The sequence below is a fragment of the Lysobacter sp. CA199 genome, assembly GCF_052078715.1.
GTDB lineage: Bacteria > Pseudomonadota > Gammaproteobacteria > Xanthomonadales > Xanthomonadaceae > Lysobacter.
In genome coordinates this window covers 213523-227951 of the sequence record NZ_JBQJIL010000008.1, presented here as the reverse complement: position 1 = coordinate 227951, position 14429 = coordinate 213523, and the positions used below count along the sequence as shown (strand labels likewise).

The 14429-nt window shown below is 67.8% G+C and carries 14 protein-coding genes; all 14 read right to left on the bottom strand.

All coding sequences use genetic code 11. The features are described 5' to 3' along the window. Window position 1 precedes the first annotated feature (1 nt). Window positions 2-913: a prolipoprotein diacylglyceryl transferase gene (gene lgt / locus ACTOWJ_RS16065; protein ID WP_441335634.1), complete on the bottom strand. Its 912-nt coding sequence runs from the start codon at window positions 911-913 to the stop codon at window positions 2-4. Window positions 914-1227: 314 nt separating this feature from the next. Continuing rightward, window positions 1228-1722, bottom strand: coding sequence for a TPM domain-containing protein (locus tag ACTOWJ_RS16060; RefSeq protein WP_441335633.1), 495 nt, complete (start codon window positions 1720-1722; stop codon window positions 1228-1230). Beyond that, on the bottom strand, window positions 1722-2717 hold the full coding sequence (locus ACTOWJ_RS16055; RefSeq protein ID WP_441335632.1) for a TPM domain-containing protein: 996 nt from the start codon (window positions 2715-2717) through the stop codon (window positions 1722-1724). Before ACTOWJ_RS16055 ends, ACTOWJ_RS16060 begins: the two co-directional genes overlap by 1 nt. 10 nt (window positions 2718-2727) lie before the next feature. Beyond that, window positions 2728-3345: a LemA family protein gene (locus ACTOWJ_RS16050; protein WP_441335631.1), complete on the bottom strand. Its 618-nt coding sequence runs from the start codon at window positions 3343-3345 to the stop codon at window positions 2728-2730. Further along, window positions 3330-3632 carry a DUF6053 domain-containing protein gene (locus ACTOWJ_RS16045; RefSeq protein WP_441335630.1) on the bottom strand — a complete coding sequence of 101 codons (303 nt, stop codon included), beginning with the start codon at window positions 3630-3632 and terminating at the stop codon, window positions 3330-3332. The genes ACTOWJ_RS16050 and ACTOWJ_RS16045 overlap by 16 nt, the downstream gene beginning before the upstream one ends. Window positions 3633-3765: 133 nt before the next feature. Then, the gene (locus tag ACTOWJ_RS16040; protein ID WP_441335629.1) at window positions 3766-4500 is read right to left on the bottom strand and encodes a TerC family protein; all 735 of its coding nucleotides are present in this window, start codon (window positions 4498-4500) and stop codon (window positions 3766-3768) included. Window positions 4501-4643: 143 nt separating this feature from the next. Continuing rightward, a complete protein-coding gene (locus ACTOWJ_RS16035) occupies window positions 4644-5039 on the bottom strand; it encodes a diacylglycerol kinase (protein WP_441335628.1) in 396 nt (131 codons plus the stop codon). 475 nt (window positions 5040-5514) lie between these two features. After that, complete coding sequence (locus ACTOWJ_RS16030; RefSeq protein ID WP_441335627.1) at window positions 5515-6720, bottom strand: hypothetical protein; 1206 nt, start codon at window positions 6718-6720, stop codon at window positions 5515-5517. A 151-nt stretch (window positions 6721-6871) separates the two neighbouring features. After that, window positions 6872-8110, bottom strand: a complete 1239-nt coding sequence (locus ACTOWJ_RS16025) for an ABC transporter permease (protein ID WP_441335626.1) — start codon at window positions 8108-8110, stop codon at window positions 6872-6874. Continuing rightward, the gene (locus ACTOWJ_RS16020; protein ID WP_441335625.1) at window positions 8107-8814 is read right to left on the bottom strand and encodes an ABC transporter ATP-binding protein; all 708 of its coding nucleotides are present in this window, start codon (window positions 8812-8814) and stop codon (window positions 8107-8109) included. The genes ACTOWJ_RS16025 and ACTOWJ_RS16020 overlap by 4 nt, the downstream gene beginning before the upstream one ends. Further along, a complete protein-coding gene (locus tag ACTOWJ_RS16015) occupies window positions 8811-10397 on the bottom strand; it encodes an efflux RND transporter periplasmic adaptor subunit (protein WP_441335624.1) in 1587 nt (528 codons plus the stop codon). The genes ACTOWJ_RS16020 and ACTOWJ_RS16015 overlap by 4 nt, the downstream gene beginning before the upstream one ends. 467 nt (window positions 10398-10864) lie before the next feature. Further along, window positions 10865-12160, bottom strand: coding sequence for a hypothetical protein (locus ACTOWJ_RS16010; protein WP_441335623.1), 1296 nt, complete (start codon window positions 12158-12160; stop codon window positions 10865-10867). Between the two features lie 109 nt (window positions 12161-12269). Next, entirely contained in the window at window positions 12270-13607 is a 1338-nt protein-coding gene (locus tag ACTOWJ_RS16005; RefSeq protein ID WP_441335622.1) for a sensor histidine kinase, read from the bottom strand. A 15-nt stretch (window positions 13608-13622) separates the two neighbouring features. Further along, entirely contained in the window at window positions 13623-14333 is a 711-nt protein-coding gene (locus ACTOWJ_RS16000) for a response regulator transcription factor (RefSeq protein ID WP_036112873.1), read from the bottom strand. Window positions 14334-14429 lie beyond the last annotated feature (96 nt).

Here is a 14429-nt window from a genome sequence, read left to right as displayed (position 1 = left end):
CTCAGCCCTTCGCCGGCGCGGATGCGGCCTGGTTTTCGGCCGCCAGCGGCTGCGGCTGCAGGGTCGGCGAACGGGTCGACAGCCACAACCAGAACAGGCCCAGCACGATCAACGGCGTGCTCAGCACCTGGCCCATGGTCAGCCAGCCGAACGCCAGATAGCCTTGATCGCCGAGCTGCGCATCGGGCACGCGCACGAACTCGACCAGGAAACGGAAGCAGCCGTACAGCAGCGCGAACATGCCCGACACCGCGTAGCGCGGACGCGGCTTGCGCGAGAACCACCACAGCACCACGAACATGGTCAGCCCTTCCAACGCGGCCTGATACAGCTGCGAGGGATGGCGCGCGTAGCGATCCAGCGCGCCGGCGGCGTACTGAGTCTGCAATTGCTGCGTGGTCCAGTTGGCGAACTCCGGTGCACGCGGGAAGATCACGCCCCAGCCGCCGTCGGTGAACTTGCCCCACAACTCGCCGCCGACGTAGTTGCCCAGGCGGCCGAAGCCCAGTCCCGGCGGCACCAGCGGCGCGACGAAATCCATCACGTCGAAGAAATGCGTGCGCTGGCTGCGCGCCCACCACCACGCCGCGCCCATCACGCCGAGCAGGCCGCCGTGGAAGCTCATGCCGCCTTCCCAGATCCGGAACAGCATCAACGGGTCTTTGAGCAACTCGGCGAAGTTGTAGAAGAACACGTAGCCCAGGCGTCCGCCGAGCACCACGCCGAGCATGGCGTAGAACAGCAGATCGCCGTAGGCCTGTTCGTTGACGCCGGGCAAACGGCCGGCGCGCACGCGCTGTCGGCCCAGCCACCAGGCGGTGACGAAGCCGAGCAGATACATGATCCCGTACCAATGGATTTGCAGCGGGCCGAGATGAAGCGCGATCGGATCGATCTGGTGCAGGATGGTCATGCGGCGGGACAGGCTCGGGGGCGGATGACCGGCTTATTGTGCCCCAGGCCGCCCTCAGCCGGGGTGCCGGTTGCGGCCGCCGGGGGCAGGCGAACACTGTGTTTCAGCGTGGGTTGGGCCGGATCGGGTTCGGGCGGGCGCTGCTTTTGTGGGAGGGGCTTCAGCCCCGACGGTTTTCGATCAGCTAGCCATACAGTTTCGATACCTGATCGAAAGGCGTCGGGGCTGAAGCCCCTCCCACAAAAAGCAAAGCTCATGCCGCATGGGTCAAATCCATCCCGGGCAAGCCAAGCCGCAGCGTCGAAGCCGGGCGATCAAAGCCGCGCCGGCCGGTCCGCCAGTTCGTTGCCCTCGCCGGCCGCGTCGTCCGCCGCGCGCGGGAATTGCTCTGCGATGATCTCCGACAAGGCCGCCACGCCGCCCAGCACCGCCGCTTCGGGCTCGCCCGCCGCCAAGGCCCGCTGGATGCTTTCGCACACCGCCTGCCAGCGCTCGTCGCCGACCCGCGTGTCGTAACCGCGATCGGCCACGATCTCGATGCGGTGATCGGCCAGCAACAGGTACAGCAATACCCCGTTGTTGGCCGCCGTATCCCAGACCCCGAGTTGCGCGAAGGCCGACAACGCGGCCTGGCGCGCGTCGCGGCCGTCGAGCAGCTCGCGCACGCTCAGCCGCGATTCGACCGCGAAACACAATTGACCGCGATGCCTGGCCTCGCCGGCCGCGATGGCCGCGCCGATGCGTTGCAGGCTGACCTCGGGAAACAGCCGCCGCGAAGACGGCGCGAACAAATGCCGCAGCACGCGCATCACCAACTCCCCGAGGCGCCGCCGCCTCCGCTGGAACCGCCACCGCCCGACCAGCCGCCGCCTCCACCGCCCCAGCCACCTCCGCCGTAGCTGCCCGAGCCGCCGCCCACGTACACCCCGCCGGAGCGACCGAGCATGGCGACGACCGCGCCCGCCACCGCCGCCCAGGCGACCGCCCAACCGGTCAGCGGCAACAACAGCAAGGTGCCTGCGCCGATCGCGACGCCGCCGATCAAGCCGCGCACCCACATCGGCACGCGGCTCAGCAGAAAGTGGACGAAGCCACCGGCGAAAATACCGATCATCAAACCCAGCACCCAATCGCCCTGGGGCGCCCTGCCGCCGCCCTGCGACTCGGCCAGCGGCGCCGGCAACGGTTCGCCGTCGATGAGCTTGATCAGCATCTGGCTGGCCTCGCCGATACCGCCGTCGTAGTCGCCGACGCGGAATCGGGGGGTGATGTATTCCTGAATGATGCGTCCGGCCTGGGCGTCGGTGATCGCGCCTTCCAGGCCGTAGCCGACTTCGATGCGCACGCGTCTGTCGTCCTTGGCCACCAGCAGCAGCACGCCGTCGTCGATGCCTTTGCGGCCCAGCTTGAATTGCTCGAACGCGCGCACCGCGTAGGTCTCGATTTCCTCCGGCCGGGTGGTCTGCACGATCAGTATCTGCAACTGCGCGCCCTTGCGCCGCTGCAGGTCGAGCGCCTGCGCCTCGAGCGAATCGCGGACCGCGGGGCTCAGCGTGCCGGTGGTGTCGACCACCGGCGAAGGCATCGGCGGGATCGTCGCGTCGCCGGCCGGCGCTTCTTCGGCCGCCGGCGTCGCGGCCGGCGCTTGCGCGACCTCGGGCGGCGACTTCAGCGCTTGCGCGCCGTCCTGCGCCAGCGCCGGCACCAGCGACAGCATCGCCAGCAGTCCGGCCGCGAGCGGACCGATCCAACGGCGCCGCACGCGGCGCATCGTCGTCGGCATCAGCGCCGGGATCGCCGGCATCGCGACGCGATCAGCCCTTGGCCGGGGCCGGCGGATTGGCCGCCGGCTGCGCGGGCTGGCCGAATTCGACCTTCGGCGCTTCCTGGATCTGCACCGGATTGTCGACGGTGAAATTGGGCTTGACCGCATAACCGAACATCTTCGCGGTCAGATTGGTCGGGAACTTGCGGATGAAGGTGTTGTAGTCCTGCACCGTGGTGATGTAACGCTGGCGCTCCACGGTGATCCGGTTCTCGGTGCCTTCCAACTGGGTCTGCAGGCTCAGGAAGCTCTGATCGGCCTTGAGCTGGGGATAGTTTTCGCTGACCACCAGCAGCCGGCCGATCGCGCCGCGCAGTTCGCCCTGGGCCTGCTCGAACTGCTGCAGCGAGGCCGGATCGTTGGCGTTGACGTTGATGCTGCCGACCTTGGCGCGCGCTTCGGTGACCTGGATCAGCACTTGCTGCTCATGGCTGGCGTAACCCTTTACCGTCGCGACCAGATTCGGCACCAGATCGGCACGGCGCTTGTAGACGTTGAGCACCTGCGACCACGCCGCGGTGACCGCTTCATCTTTCTGCTGGATGGTGTTGTAGCCGCAGCCGCTGAGCAGCGCGGTCAGGGCGAGCACGATCAGGGCACGGAACATGAGGCGGCACTCCAACGGGATGACGGCCGCATTGCAGCATCGGATGGCGGGGGGCGCAATGGACGGCGTGTGACGATGCGGGTCGGCGGCCAAACGGAGCGAGGCACTTGCGAGGGGGAGGCAATCGGAGGTCTGTCGCGGGATTCGAGCTCTCTTACGGGATCCGAGAGTCTCTTACGGGATCCGAGGTCTTTTGTGGGAGGGGCTTCAGCCCCGACGCTGTTCGATCCGGATTGGCGAATCCCGATGCTCTGGGCGAAAAGCGTCGGGGCTGAAGCCCCTCCCACAAAAGACCTCCTTCTACAAAAGGCCTCCTACAAGCTACAAAAGACCTCCTGCAACGACACCGGCGACGGCCAACGAAAAAGGCCGGCGATCGCTCGCCGGCCTTTCGATGACGCAACGCCGCGGCGGGCGCGCTTACTCGGCGGTCACCCGGCGCAGCGCGCGCTTCTTCGCCCACAGGTTCAAACATTCCACCAGCGCCGAGAAACCCATCGCGCCGTAGATGTAGCCCTTGGGAATATGCACTTCCACGCCGTCGGCAATCAGATACACGCCGACCAGCACGATGAAGGCCAGCGCCAGCATCTTGATGGTCGGGTTGTTGTCGATGAAATGGCCCAGCGGCTTGGCCGCCAGCAGCATCACCGCCACCGCCAACAGGATCGCGGCGACCATCACCGGAGTGTGATTGGCCATGCCGACCGCGGCGATCACCGAGTCCAGCGAGAACACGATGTCGATCACCGCGATCTGCGCGATCACCATCATGAACGACGCCGCCGGCTTGGTGTGCACATCGTCGGAGTCGCCCTCGCCGACGATCAGATCCTTGATCTCCATCGAGCCCTTCACCAGCAAGAACGCGCCGCCGAGGATCAGCACCAGATCGCGCACCGAGATGCCCTGGCCGAGCACGGTGAACAGATCGCTGGTCAGGCCGGCCAGCCAGGCCAGGGTCAACAGCAGCGCGATTCGGCTGATGCAGGCCACCGCGATACCAAACTTGCGGGCCTTCTCGCGCTCATCGAACGGCAGCTTGCTGACCGCGATCGAAATGAACACCAGATTGTCGATGCCCAGCACGATTTCGATCGCGCTCAGGGTGATCAGGGTGATCCAGACCTGCGGATCGGCGAGTAGGGAAATCACGTCAGTCACGTACGGCTTACCTCAAGATGGATAACGAAATCGCCCGCAGCCTCGGTGCGGGCAGCTCGGGCCGCCGCGACGGCCCGGGTCGAACGGCGCGGACGGCGCCGTTCTTGGATGCGCGATGCGGCGCTGGGCCGCGCTCAGCCCATCAGGTGTTGCCACAGGCGCGGACCGAGAATCGCGGCCCACACCAGCAGCACGTTCATCAACAGCACGAACACCGCCGCCGAGCCCATGTCCTTGGCGCGGCCGGCCAGCTCATGGAACTCCGGGCCGTAGCGTTCGATCACCGCCTCGACCGCGGAATTGAGCAGTTCCACGCTCAGCACCAACAGGATCGAGCCGATCAGCAGGGCGCGTTCGACCCCGGTGGCGCCGAAATGCCAGCCCACCGGCGCCAACACCAGGAACAGATAGACCTCCAGCCGGAACGAGGACTCGTGCAGCCAGGCCGCGCGCAGGCCCTGAAAGGACCAGGTCGCCGCCTTGAGGATGCGGCCCGGACCGCGCGGGAGGTGCCCGTATTCGTCAGCCATGCCGGCGCTGCTCCGATGCGACCGCAAGGCGGCAGGGCGCACGACCGCGGGAAGCGGGGCGCGCGGGCTGAGACGGCTCGGAGGTCGGCATGGCGTGCGGGTCTCGATCGTGCCGGCCGGGGCCGGCCGTAGGCGGCCGGCGGCCGCTGCAAGGCGGGGATTTTGCCACAAGCCCGGCGGCGCTGCCCTCCGCCCAGGGCGAGCGGGCATGGCGTTCAGCGCCGATGGAGCGCCGCGGCAGCACCGTCGCGCCCCAGGGCGGTGGCCGCGGACCGGACCTGTCGATGCGCCGAACGCCGGTTCGACTCTGCGGCCGTTTGCGCCGGGACAAGGCTCGGTCTGGCGCCTGCGGCGCGTAAGCAGGGTCGCCCGCAAGTCGAGCGAAGGCGGCGAGGTCCGCGGCGTCGGGCTCGATCGCGGCCTTGGGTCAGCCCGAGCCTGGCCGCGGATCCGTCGGCCACGCGGCCGGCAAGAATCAAGGCCGCGTTTTGGTGCCCGCCTCGACCACGTCGCGCTGCCAATAACCGAGCAGCTGAGCGCGCTGGCGCGGGCTCAGCCCGGCCAGGCATTCATCGCGCAAGCGCTCCGCGCGCGGGCGATCGCGCGCGGCGAGCAGCTCGCGCGCGGCTTCCAGCAAAGCGCGCCGGCGCACGTCGAGATTGCCGAAGGGATCGAAATAGGAATCCACCCGCGCCGAATCCTTGACCCCGTTCCAGGAAAACTTCGCGTCCCCCGCCGATGCCGCGATCACCCGGTATCGTTCGATCGCCTCGCCTCGCCGGATCCGTCCCTCCAGCAGATCCAGGCGGGTGCGGAACAACTGCGTTTGCGGCGTGGTGCCGGTCGCTTCCAAGGCTTCGACCGCGCCGCGCACGAAACCCCAATCGATCGCACCGCTCGACGACTGCGTGCCGAGCAAGTTGAAGCTGGCGATCGCCACGCGGTACTCGGGCCGGTCGTGCGCTTCGATCTCCGCCTCGCCGGGACGGCCCAACGACGAAGGCTGCACCAGCCGGATACCCGGCTCGTCCTTCAAAACCGCTTTGATATCGTGCTTGTGGAATTCGCCCACCACCACGACCACGGTGCCGCCTGGGTGTGCCCGTGCGGCGGCGGCGACGCGGCGCGCTTGCAGGTAGGTGCGATACAGGTACAGCCGCCGGGGCAGATCGTCCTTGCCGCGCGCCGCCGGCGTCGCCGTCCAACGGATGACGCGCTCGAGATTGTTGGGGCCGTCGGCGTGGAAGAAATCGCGCGCCAGGCTGTCCTGGCCGAACTTCAGAAACTGGTGCACGCCCTTGGCGGGACGCAGCTCCGGCGGCGTCTCGAAGTCGATGCCGAAACCGAGTTCGGCGTCTTCGGCCGGCGGTTGCCAATCGATGGGACACAACTCGATCCGATGCCGGCGCGCGAACGGCACCACCACGTCCTGGACCTCGTAGGTGAACTCGTAGAAGTCGCCGCGGGCGTAGGCTTCGGGCGCGCGCTCGATGCAGATCGCATCGGGTGCTGCGCGGTCGAGGAACGCATCCAGCAGCGCCGGCCGATCGTTACTGGCGACGAGTTGGACGGCATGGTCCACGCCCAGGATCATCACCGTCGTCGGCGCCGGCTCGATGCCCTGCGCCTGCGAGCCGGCCGCGCAGATCAACAGCAACGCACTCAGCCACCGCTTCTTCATTCGCGCTCCGCACCCTGGGATGCGCAAACGATGTCATGGCCCGGGCACCGGCGACCGTGCCTATAGTCGTAGTCGGCGGCCACGCCGTTTTTCGGCAGGGCCGCGGCCGATCTTCGAACGAGAGCGTTGCGCCCGCTGCGCACGGCACGGCTCACTGCTGGCGCAAGGCCTCGATCGGATCCAACTGCGAAGCCTTGCGCGCCGGGTAATAGCCGAAGAACAAACCGGTCGCGATCGAGAACCCCGCCGCCAACCCGATCACCTGCCCGTTCAAGGCCACCGGCAGAGCGCCGAGCTTGCCGACCAGCAAGGTGCCGACCACGCCGATCGCGATGCCGAACGCGCCGCCGATCAGCGAGATCAACATCGCCTCGGCGAGGAACTGGCGCTGGATGTCGCGCGGGCCCGCGCCGACCGCCATGCGCAGGCCGATCTCGCGGATCCGCTCGGTCACCGACACCAGCATGATGTTCATGATGCCGATGCCGCCGACGATCAGCGAGATCGTCGCCACTGCGCCGAGCAGCAGCGACATCAAGCGGGTGGTCTGGGTGCGCGTGGCCACTACCTCGGCGATGTTGCGCACGCTGAAATCGTCGTCGGCGCCGGGCTGGATGCGGTGACGCTGACGCAGCAGTCCCTCGATCTGCTCCTGCGCGTAGGACACGTCTTCGGCGCGGCCGACGCCGACCGCGATCTGCATCACCGCGCCGTTGGGCAGGCCCATCGCGCCGAGCAGGCGGCGGCGCCCGGTTTCCAGCGGCACCAGCACCACATCGTCCTGATCCTGGCCGAAACCGCCCTGGCCCTTGGGCTTGAGCGTGCCGATCACGGTGAACGGCACCCGCCCCAGGCGAATGGTCTGGCCGATCGCGTCCTCGTCGCCGAACAGTTCGCGGCGCACGGTTTCGCCCAGGATCACCGACTTGGCGGCGCTGCCGTAATCGCGCGTCTCGAAACTCGAACCGGCGGCGATGCTCCAGCCGTTGATGTCGAAGAAATCGGTCTGCACGCCCTGCCACTGGGTCGACCAGTTGTTCTCGGCGAACACCGCCTGAGTCCCGCCGCGCAAGGACGCGGCCACGTACTGCACTTCGGGTACTTCGCTGCGGATCGCCTCGCCGTCGGCTTCGGTCAGGGTGAAGAAGCTCGACGAACTCAAGCGCACGCCGCCGGTGCCGCGCCCGCCGCCGCCGGAACTGATGTCCAGGCGGTTGGAACCCAGGCCCGAGACCAGTTTGTCGATCTCCGACTGGGTGCCCTGCCCGACCGACACCATCACGATCACCGCGGCGATGCCGATGATCACGCCCAACGACGTCAGCGCGCTGCGCAACCAATTGCCTCGCAATGCGAATACCGCGGTGCGCAGCACTTCGAGGAAGTTCATGCGCCGGCCTCCTGCACGTGCAACTCACCGTCGCGCATCACGAAAATCCGGTCCGCATGCGCGGCCACATCCGGATCGTGGGTGATCAACACCACGGTGTGGTCTTGCGCCTGCAGACTCTTGAACAACGCCAGGATCTCCTCGCCGGTGCGCGTATCCAGCGCGCCGGTGGGCTCATCGGCGAGGATGACCGGCGGCCGGTTGATCAGCGCGCGCGCGACCGCCACGCGTTGCTGCTGGCCGCCGGACAGTTCGCTGGGCCGGTGATTGGAACGCGGGCCCAGGCCGACCGCTTCCAGCGCGGCTTGCGCGCGCTGCAGGCGCTCCACGCGGGGAACGTTGGCATAGCCCATCGGCATCGCCACGTTCTCCAGCGCGCTCATGCGCGAGAGCAGATTGAAACCCTGGAACACGAAACCGATCTTGTCGCGGCGCAGGATCGCGCGCTCCTCGGCATCCAGGCTGGCCACGTCGACGCCGTCGCACAGGTACACGCCGCTGGTGGGCGTGTCGAGGCAACCGATCAGATTCATCAAGGTGGATTTGCCCGAACCCGACGGCCCCATGATCGCGACGAACTCGCCGCGCGCGATCGACAATTCCACGCCGTGCAGCGCGATCACCTCGGCCTCGGACCCGGGCGAATAGACCTTGCCCAGATCGCGCGTCTCGATCACCGCGGGCTTGCCGCCGACCGCGCTCATTGGCTCGCGCGCCCGCTGCCGACGATGATCTCGTCGCCTTCCTTGATGTTGCCCGAGACCTCGGTCCAAGTGCCGTCGCTGACGCCGACCCGGACCACCACCGCCTGCGCCTTGCCGTCGACCAGCTTGTACAGCGGCGCCCGGCGCGCGCTGACCAGGGCGGCGATCTCGCCGTCCCATTGCTTGCGTTGCGCCTCGGTGAGCGCCTCGCGGAAACCGGAGAACTGCTGGTTGAAGCGCTCCTGCAAGCGCTGACGCGCGGCCCCGGACGGGGCGCCGCCATTGCTGTTGGCATTGCGATTGTTGTTGCCGCCGCCCGGACCGCGGCCGCCCATGATGATGGTCGGCGCGCCGCCGGGCGGGCCGCCGCTGGCGCCGGCCGGCGGCGCGGCCACGCGCGCGGCCATGCGTTGTTTCATCTGGGCCAGCGCGCCGTCGAACAACGCTTTCTGGCTGGCATCGAGCTTGAGCTTGTCGGCCAGCGCCGGCAGATCGTTGCCCAGGCCGCTGCGCTGCGCGCCGTTCGCGCCGCCCGACGCGCCCGCCGCGGCCGCATCGTCGTCGCCCGGCTTGTAGCGCAGCGCCGCGTTGCCGACGCGCAGTACGCCGTCGCGATGGCTGACTTCGATCTCGGCGTTGGCGGTCATGCCCGGCAACAGCACGCCGTCGGCGTTGTCGACCGACACCACCACCGGATAGGTGATGACATTGCTGGTGTTGGTCGCCGACAAACGCATTTGCTGCACGGCGCCGCGGAATTTGCGGTCGGGGAAAGAGTCGACGGTGAAGTCCACGCCCTGGCCCGCCTTGACCTGGCCGATGTCGGCCTCGTCGATGGCCAGCACGATCTCCATCTTCGACAGATCCTCGGCGATCTGGAACAGCACCGGCGATTGCAGGCTCGCGGCCACGGTCTGCCCAGGCTCGACCGTGCGGGTCAGCACCACGCCGTCGACCGGCGCGCGGATCACGGTGCGCTGCAGGTTGAGTTGCGAGGTCTGGGTCGAGGCGATCTGTTGGTTGATCTGAGCTTCCGCGCCGGCCAGTTGCGCGCGCGCTTGATCGCGCGCGGCGCGGGCCAGATCGGCGTCGCTGCGCGCGACCAACTGGTTCTTGGCCAGTTCGGTTTTGCGCTGATAGTCGAGTTCGGCGTTGCGCAAGGTCGCCTGCGCCGTGGCCAAGCCGGCGCGTGCGTTGTTGATCTGCGCCGAGCCCTGGGCGATCTGCGCTTCATAGGTGCTCGGATCGATGCGCGCGATCACCTGGCCCTTGGTCACCCGGTCGTTGAAATCGGCCAGCACTTCGGTGACCTGTCCGGAAATCTGGCTGCCGACGTCGACCGTGGAAATCGCCGACAACGCGCCGGTGGCCGAGATCGCCACGCGGATGTCGCCGCGTTCGACCTTGGCGGTGCGGTACGCCCCGGCCGCTTCCTCGGCGCTGCGCTTGCTGTAGAAATGCCAGCCGATCCCGGCCGCCGCCAGCACCAGCACGGCGATGACCGCGCGCTTGGGCCACGGCGACCGGCGCGGACGCAGGCTCTTGTTCGGGCTGGACGGGGTAGACGGCTTGGCTGCGCTCATGGTCTGGATTCGATGGCTATGCAGGCGCGAACGCGCGTGGCTGAACGGGGTTGACACTCGCGCTGTACTTGACCGCATTTGCCGCGAACGGTTCAGTTTCGTCGCGAGCCACCGACTCGGCAAGCGCGGCCGTCGCGCTGTGCTCCGCGGTGGCTTATCGGTAAACGGATGCGGCGTGACGGCGAAGCGTCGCGCCGCGGGCGATTTCGGCAGTCACGAGGTCCCTGGGGAGGCTCGGCACCGAATCGCGGGGCGATGAGGTCACTGGCAAGCCACGAGGTCTTTTGTGGGAGGGGCTTCAGCCCCGACGCTGTTCGCTCCGATCGCGATGGACTCCATTGCAATGGTTCTGTCGCTGCGGACCGAACAGCGTCGGGGCTGAAGCCCCTCCCACAAAAGACTTCATGGCTTTCCTGGCGCGCTTCGCTTGGACGGCTGCTTGGTCGGTTGCCTGGCCTGCCACCCGATCAGCGCGACAGATCGAAATGCAAGTCGGCGCCCGAGCGCAGCCCGCTGGCTCCGGCGCGCAGTCGAACCTCGTCGTCCGCCTTCTGCGCATGTGCCGGTGCCGCGACGCCCTGCGCCACGCGCCGCACGCCGGTGGTCTTGGCCAGGCCGGTGCACCAGGCCTGCCACCGCTTGCCGTTGCGCCGGTCGCGGTATCCCGCGCCCTGCAGTTGCTCGGGCGTGGCCGGCTCGGGCGTGAGCAGATCCAGATACTCGATCAAACCCCGCTCCGGGCCGCCGTCGTCGGCCACCGCATGGCAATAGATCGCGGTCCACAGATCCTCGCGCAGCCGCACCGCGTACACGTCGCCGGCCGCGACCGGCCCCGGCAACGAGCGTCCGGCCACGCGCGGCGCGGCGGCGCGCTTGACCTTCGCCGCGACCGGCGCGGCCGGCTTGACCGCCGGTTTGCCGATACCGCCGAACAAACGCTCGACCGCCGCCGTGTTGATGCCGTCGTCGGCGCTCCACCATGCCAGCGGCGCGGGCACCTCGACCCGGACGTTGGGCCGCTGGTCGCGCTCGACCGCGCGGGTCCAGCCGGTGAGCAAGCCCGGATGCTCGGCGTGTTCAATCACGCTGATGAAGGACAAGGCTTCGAGCGTGGATTCGCAGCGGTAGACCGTATTCGCGCTGAGCAGTTTGGCGTCCTTGAGCGCCTTGCGCGCGGCGCTGTAGCGGGTGCCGGGCGGCAACTGGCCGAGCAGTTCGAGCAGGCTGTGCCAGGTCCAGGCATCGTATTCGCCCGGTTGCGGCCACGATGCGGCGGCGAGCGCGAACTCCAAGGCCGCCACCGCCTCGACCGGGCCGTAGTTACCCCAGCCGGTGCCCTGGATCGAACGGTACAGCGCCCGCTGGGTCAGATCGAGCGGCATGCGCGCATCGTGGAAACAGACCCGGCAGGTCGGGTTCTTCTCGCTCATCGGTTCGAACGCGTGTGCCGGCATCGCCAGACCCAGGCACGCCGCGGGCAGAACCGATTGCCAGCTCAGGTCGGCGCTGGTCAGCGACGCGACGAACGCCCCGCCCGCCTGGCGCAGATCGATGCGCGCGGCCAACTCGCGCAATCGCGTCACCGCCTCGTCGTGACCCATCGCGCTCAGCGCGTTGGGCGGCAGCCCGGCCGCATCGAGATCGCGCAGGTCCTGCGCCGAGAAAGTGGCCGGCACCTTGTGCAGATAGCGGCCGTCTGCATCGAAATAAGTCGTGCCGCTCAAGTAGATGCGTTCGAGCAGGCCTCGGATTTCTGGCGTCATCGTATCGATCCTTCGCGCACGGCATGAAGGCCGAATATACCCGCCGCGATCGGCGATTCGCGCCGATGTGGCCACCCGGATACGCCGAGAACCGATCGGCCGCGGCCGCTCAGGCTTCGGGCACGCGCGGCAACGGAGCCGGCAGCGGCACCGTCGAGGCGGAGACCTGGATTCCGGGCTTGAAGCGGATCAACGCGGTGGTGCCTTGCTCGGGCGCGCTGGTCAGGGTCACCGGCCAGCCGAAACGTTCGCCGAGCCGGCGCACGATCGACAAGCCCATGCCCTTGCCGTCGTTGGCCGAGAAGTCGGCGCGGTAGAACGGAGTGAAGGCCTTGGTCAGGGTTTCCACCGACATGCCGATGCCGGTGTCGCGGATCTCGATGCTGTCGCGATTCAGGAGCACGTCGATCCGCCCCTGATCGGTAAAACGCACTGCGTTGCTGAGCAGGTTGCCGATCATCACTCCCAGCGCATGCGGCGGCGCGACCAGGCGCGGGCCGCCTTCGTCGTACAAATGCAGCTCCACCGGCTTGCCGTTGAGCAAGGGCAGGATCCGCTCCATCTCGTTGTCGACGATGTCGCGCACCGCGAACTCCTCCGATTGCGGCTCCACGTCGGATTCGCGCGCCAGGATCAGGAAGGCGTCGATCACCGCCTCCATGTCGCGGCCCGCGCGTTGCACCCGCAGCAGTGAGCGCTGTGCGCGCAGCGGCGTGTCCGGATCGGCCAGCATCAGGTCGGTGGCCACGCGGATCACGGTCAGCGGCGTGCGCAGTTCGTGGCTGGCGTCGCGGGTGAAGTCGCGTTCGCGCTGGACGAAATCGCTGACGCGTTCGGCCAGGCCGCTGAGCGCGCTCGACAGGCGGCGCACTTCGCTGCCCGGGTCGTAGGGGAATTTGATCGGCTCGATCAGGCTGGTGTCGGGATCGCGCGGGTCCCATTGCGAGACCACGTTGGCCAGCCAGCTCACCGGCGACACCAGGCGCTTGGAGGTGCGGTAGGTATGCCAGGAAATCAGGTAGGTGGTCAGCAGCGAGAACAGCAGCGAGAACAGACCGGTGTAGAGGATCGCCTCATCGATCAGCTCGGTCGCGTAGACCATGTAGAAGGTGCCGCGCTCGCGCCGGTCGACCAACACCACCCGGCCGCCGCCGGGCAAGTTGTGCAGGCCCGAATCGACCGCGCGCATCGAGGCGGGCAGCACCGAATCGCTGGCCCCGGCCGGGACGAAATGGCCGCGCGTGGTCGAGGTGCGCGGCAAAGGGTAGTCCGGATTGCGCGCGCGACCGGCCCAGTAGTCGTCGGCCTCGCGCTGCATGCGCTGTTCCAGCACGACGTGACGCACCGCCAAGCCCGCCAGGAGAATGCCCAGCGTAATGGCGATGCTGCCGATCAAGGCTTGCAGGATGAACGCAAGCTTGATCTTGCGCGGTAACCCTTGCGGCATGGCGGCTGCGACGCGTCAGTCGGGCGGCTGAGAAATGTCCGCCACGCGATACCCGGCGCTTTGTACGGTATGCAGCAGTTGCTTGCCGAACGGCTTGTCGATGGTCTTGCGCAGGTTGTACAGATGGCTGCGCAGGGTGTCCGAATCGGGCAGACCGTTGCCCCAGATCTCGCGTTCGATTTCCTGGCGGCTGACCACCCGCGGCGATTCGCGCATCAGGATGGTCAACAGGCGCAGGCCGATCGGCGAGAGCTGCAGTTCGCTGCCGCCGCGGGTGACCCGCAGGCTGGCCGGATCGAGCACCAGATCGGCGACCTTGAGCACTTCGCCACCGACCTGGCGGCGCTCGCGACGGATCAGGGCGCGCAGACGCGCCTCCAGTTCCTGGATCGCGAAGGGCTTGGTCAGGTAATCGTCGGCGCCGGCGCTCAGGCCGGTGAGCTTCTCGTCGAGCGTGTCGCGCGCGGTCAGCATCAGTACCGGCGTCGACTTGCGCGCTTCTTCACGCAGTTTCTTGCAGACCTCGATGCCGTCCATGCGCGGCAGCATCAGGTCCAGCACGATCACGTCGTAACTGTTCTCGGTCGCCAGGCGATAGCCGTCGAGGCCGTCCGCGGCGTAATCGACTTCAAAACCGCGGCTTTCGAGGTACTCGCCGACCATCTCGGAGATATTGCGGTTGTCTTCGACGATGAGGACCAGGCCCCCGTCTCTCGTACCCTGCATGCAGCCTCTCCATTCCTTCAGTTTTGTGAAGGTTGCCGTCGATAAGGTGGACGGCTCGTGAAGGCCACCATTAGGCTGCCCAATTCCGCCGTCCAA

Excerpts from the sequence above, each read along its gene's own strand:
- lgt (WP_441335634.1), bottom strand. The coding sequence starts at position 913 with ATGACCATCCTGCACCAGATCGATCCGATCGCGCTTCATCTCGGCCCG.
- ACTOWJ_RS16060 (WP_441335633.1), bottom strand. The coding sequence starts at position 1,722 with ATGCGCGTGCTGCGGCATTTGTTCGCGCCGTCTTCGCGGCGGCTGTTT.
- ACTOWJ_RS16055 (WP_441335632.1), bottom strand. The coding sequence starts at position 2,717 with ATGCCGGCGATCCCGGCGCTGATGCCGACGACGATGCGCCGCGTGCGG.
- ACTOWJ_RS16050 (WP_441335631.1), bottom strand. The coding sequence starts at position 3,345 with ATGTTCCGTGCCCTGATCGTGCTCGCCCTGACCGCGCTGCTCAGCGGC.
- ACTOWJ_RS16035 (WP_441335628.1), bottom strand. The coding sequence starts at position 5,039 with ATGGCTGACGAATACGGGCACCTCCCGCGCGGTCCGGGCCGCATCCTC.
- ACTOWJ_RS16030 (WP_441335627.1), bottom strand. The coding sequence starts at position 6,720 with ATGAAGAAGCGGTGGCTGAGTGCGTTGCTGTTGATCTGCGCGGCCGGC.
- ACTOWJ_RS16025 (WP_441335626.1), bottom strand. The coding sequence starts at position 8,110 with ATGAACTTCCTCGAAGTGCTGCGCACCGCGGTATTCGCATTGCGAGGC.
- ACTOWJ_RS16020 (WP_441335625.1), bottom strand. The coding sequence starts at position 8,814 with ATGAGCGCGGTCGGCGGCAAGCCCGCGGTGATCGAGACGCGCGATCTG.
- ACTOWJ_RS16015 (WP_441335624.1), bottom strand. The coding sequence starts at position 10,397 with ATGAGCGCAGCCAAGCCGTCTACCCCGTCCAGCCCGAACAAGAGCCTG.
- ACTOWJ_RS16010 (WP_441335623.1), bottom strand. The coding sequence starts at position 12,160 with ATGACGCCAGAAATCCGAGGCCTGCTCGAACGCATCTACTTGAGCGGC.
- ACTOWJ_RS16005 (WP_441335622.1), bottom strand. The coding sequence starts at position 13,607 with ATGCCGCAAGGGTTACCGCGCAAGATCAAGCTTGCGTTCATCCTGCAA.
- ACTOWJ_RS16000 (WP_036112873.1), bottom strand. The coding sequence starts at position 14,333 with ATGCAGGGTACGAGAGACGGGGGCCTGGTCCTCATCGTCGAAGACAAC.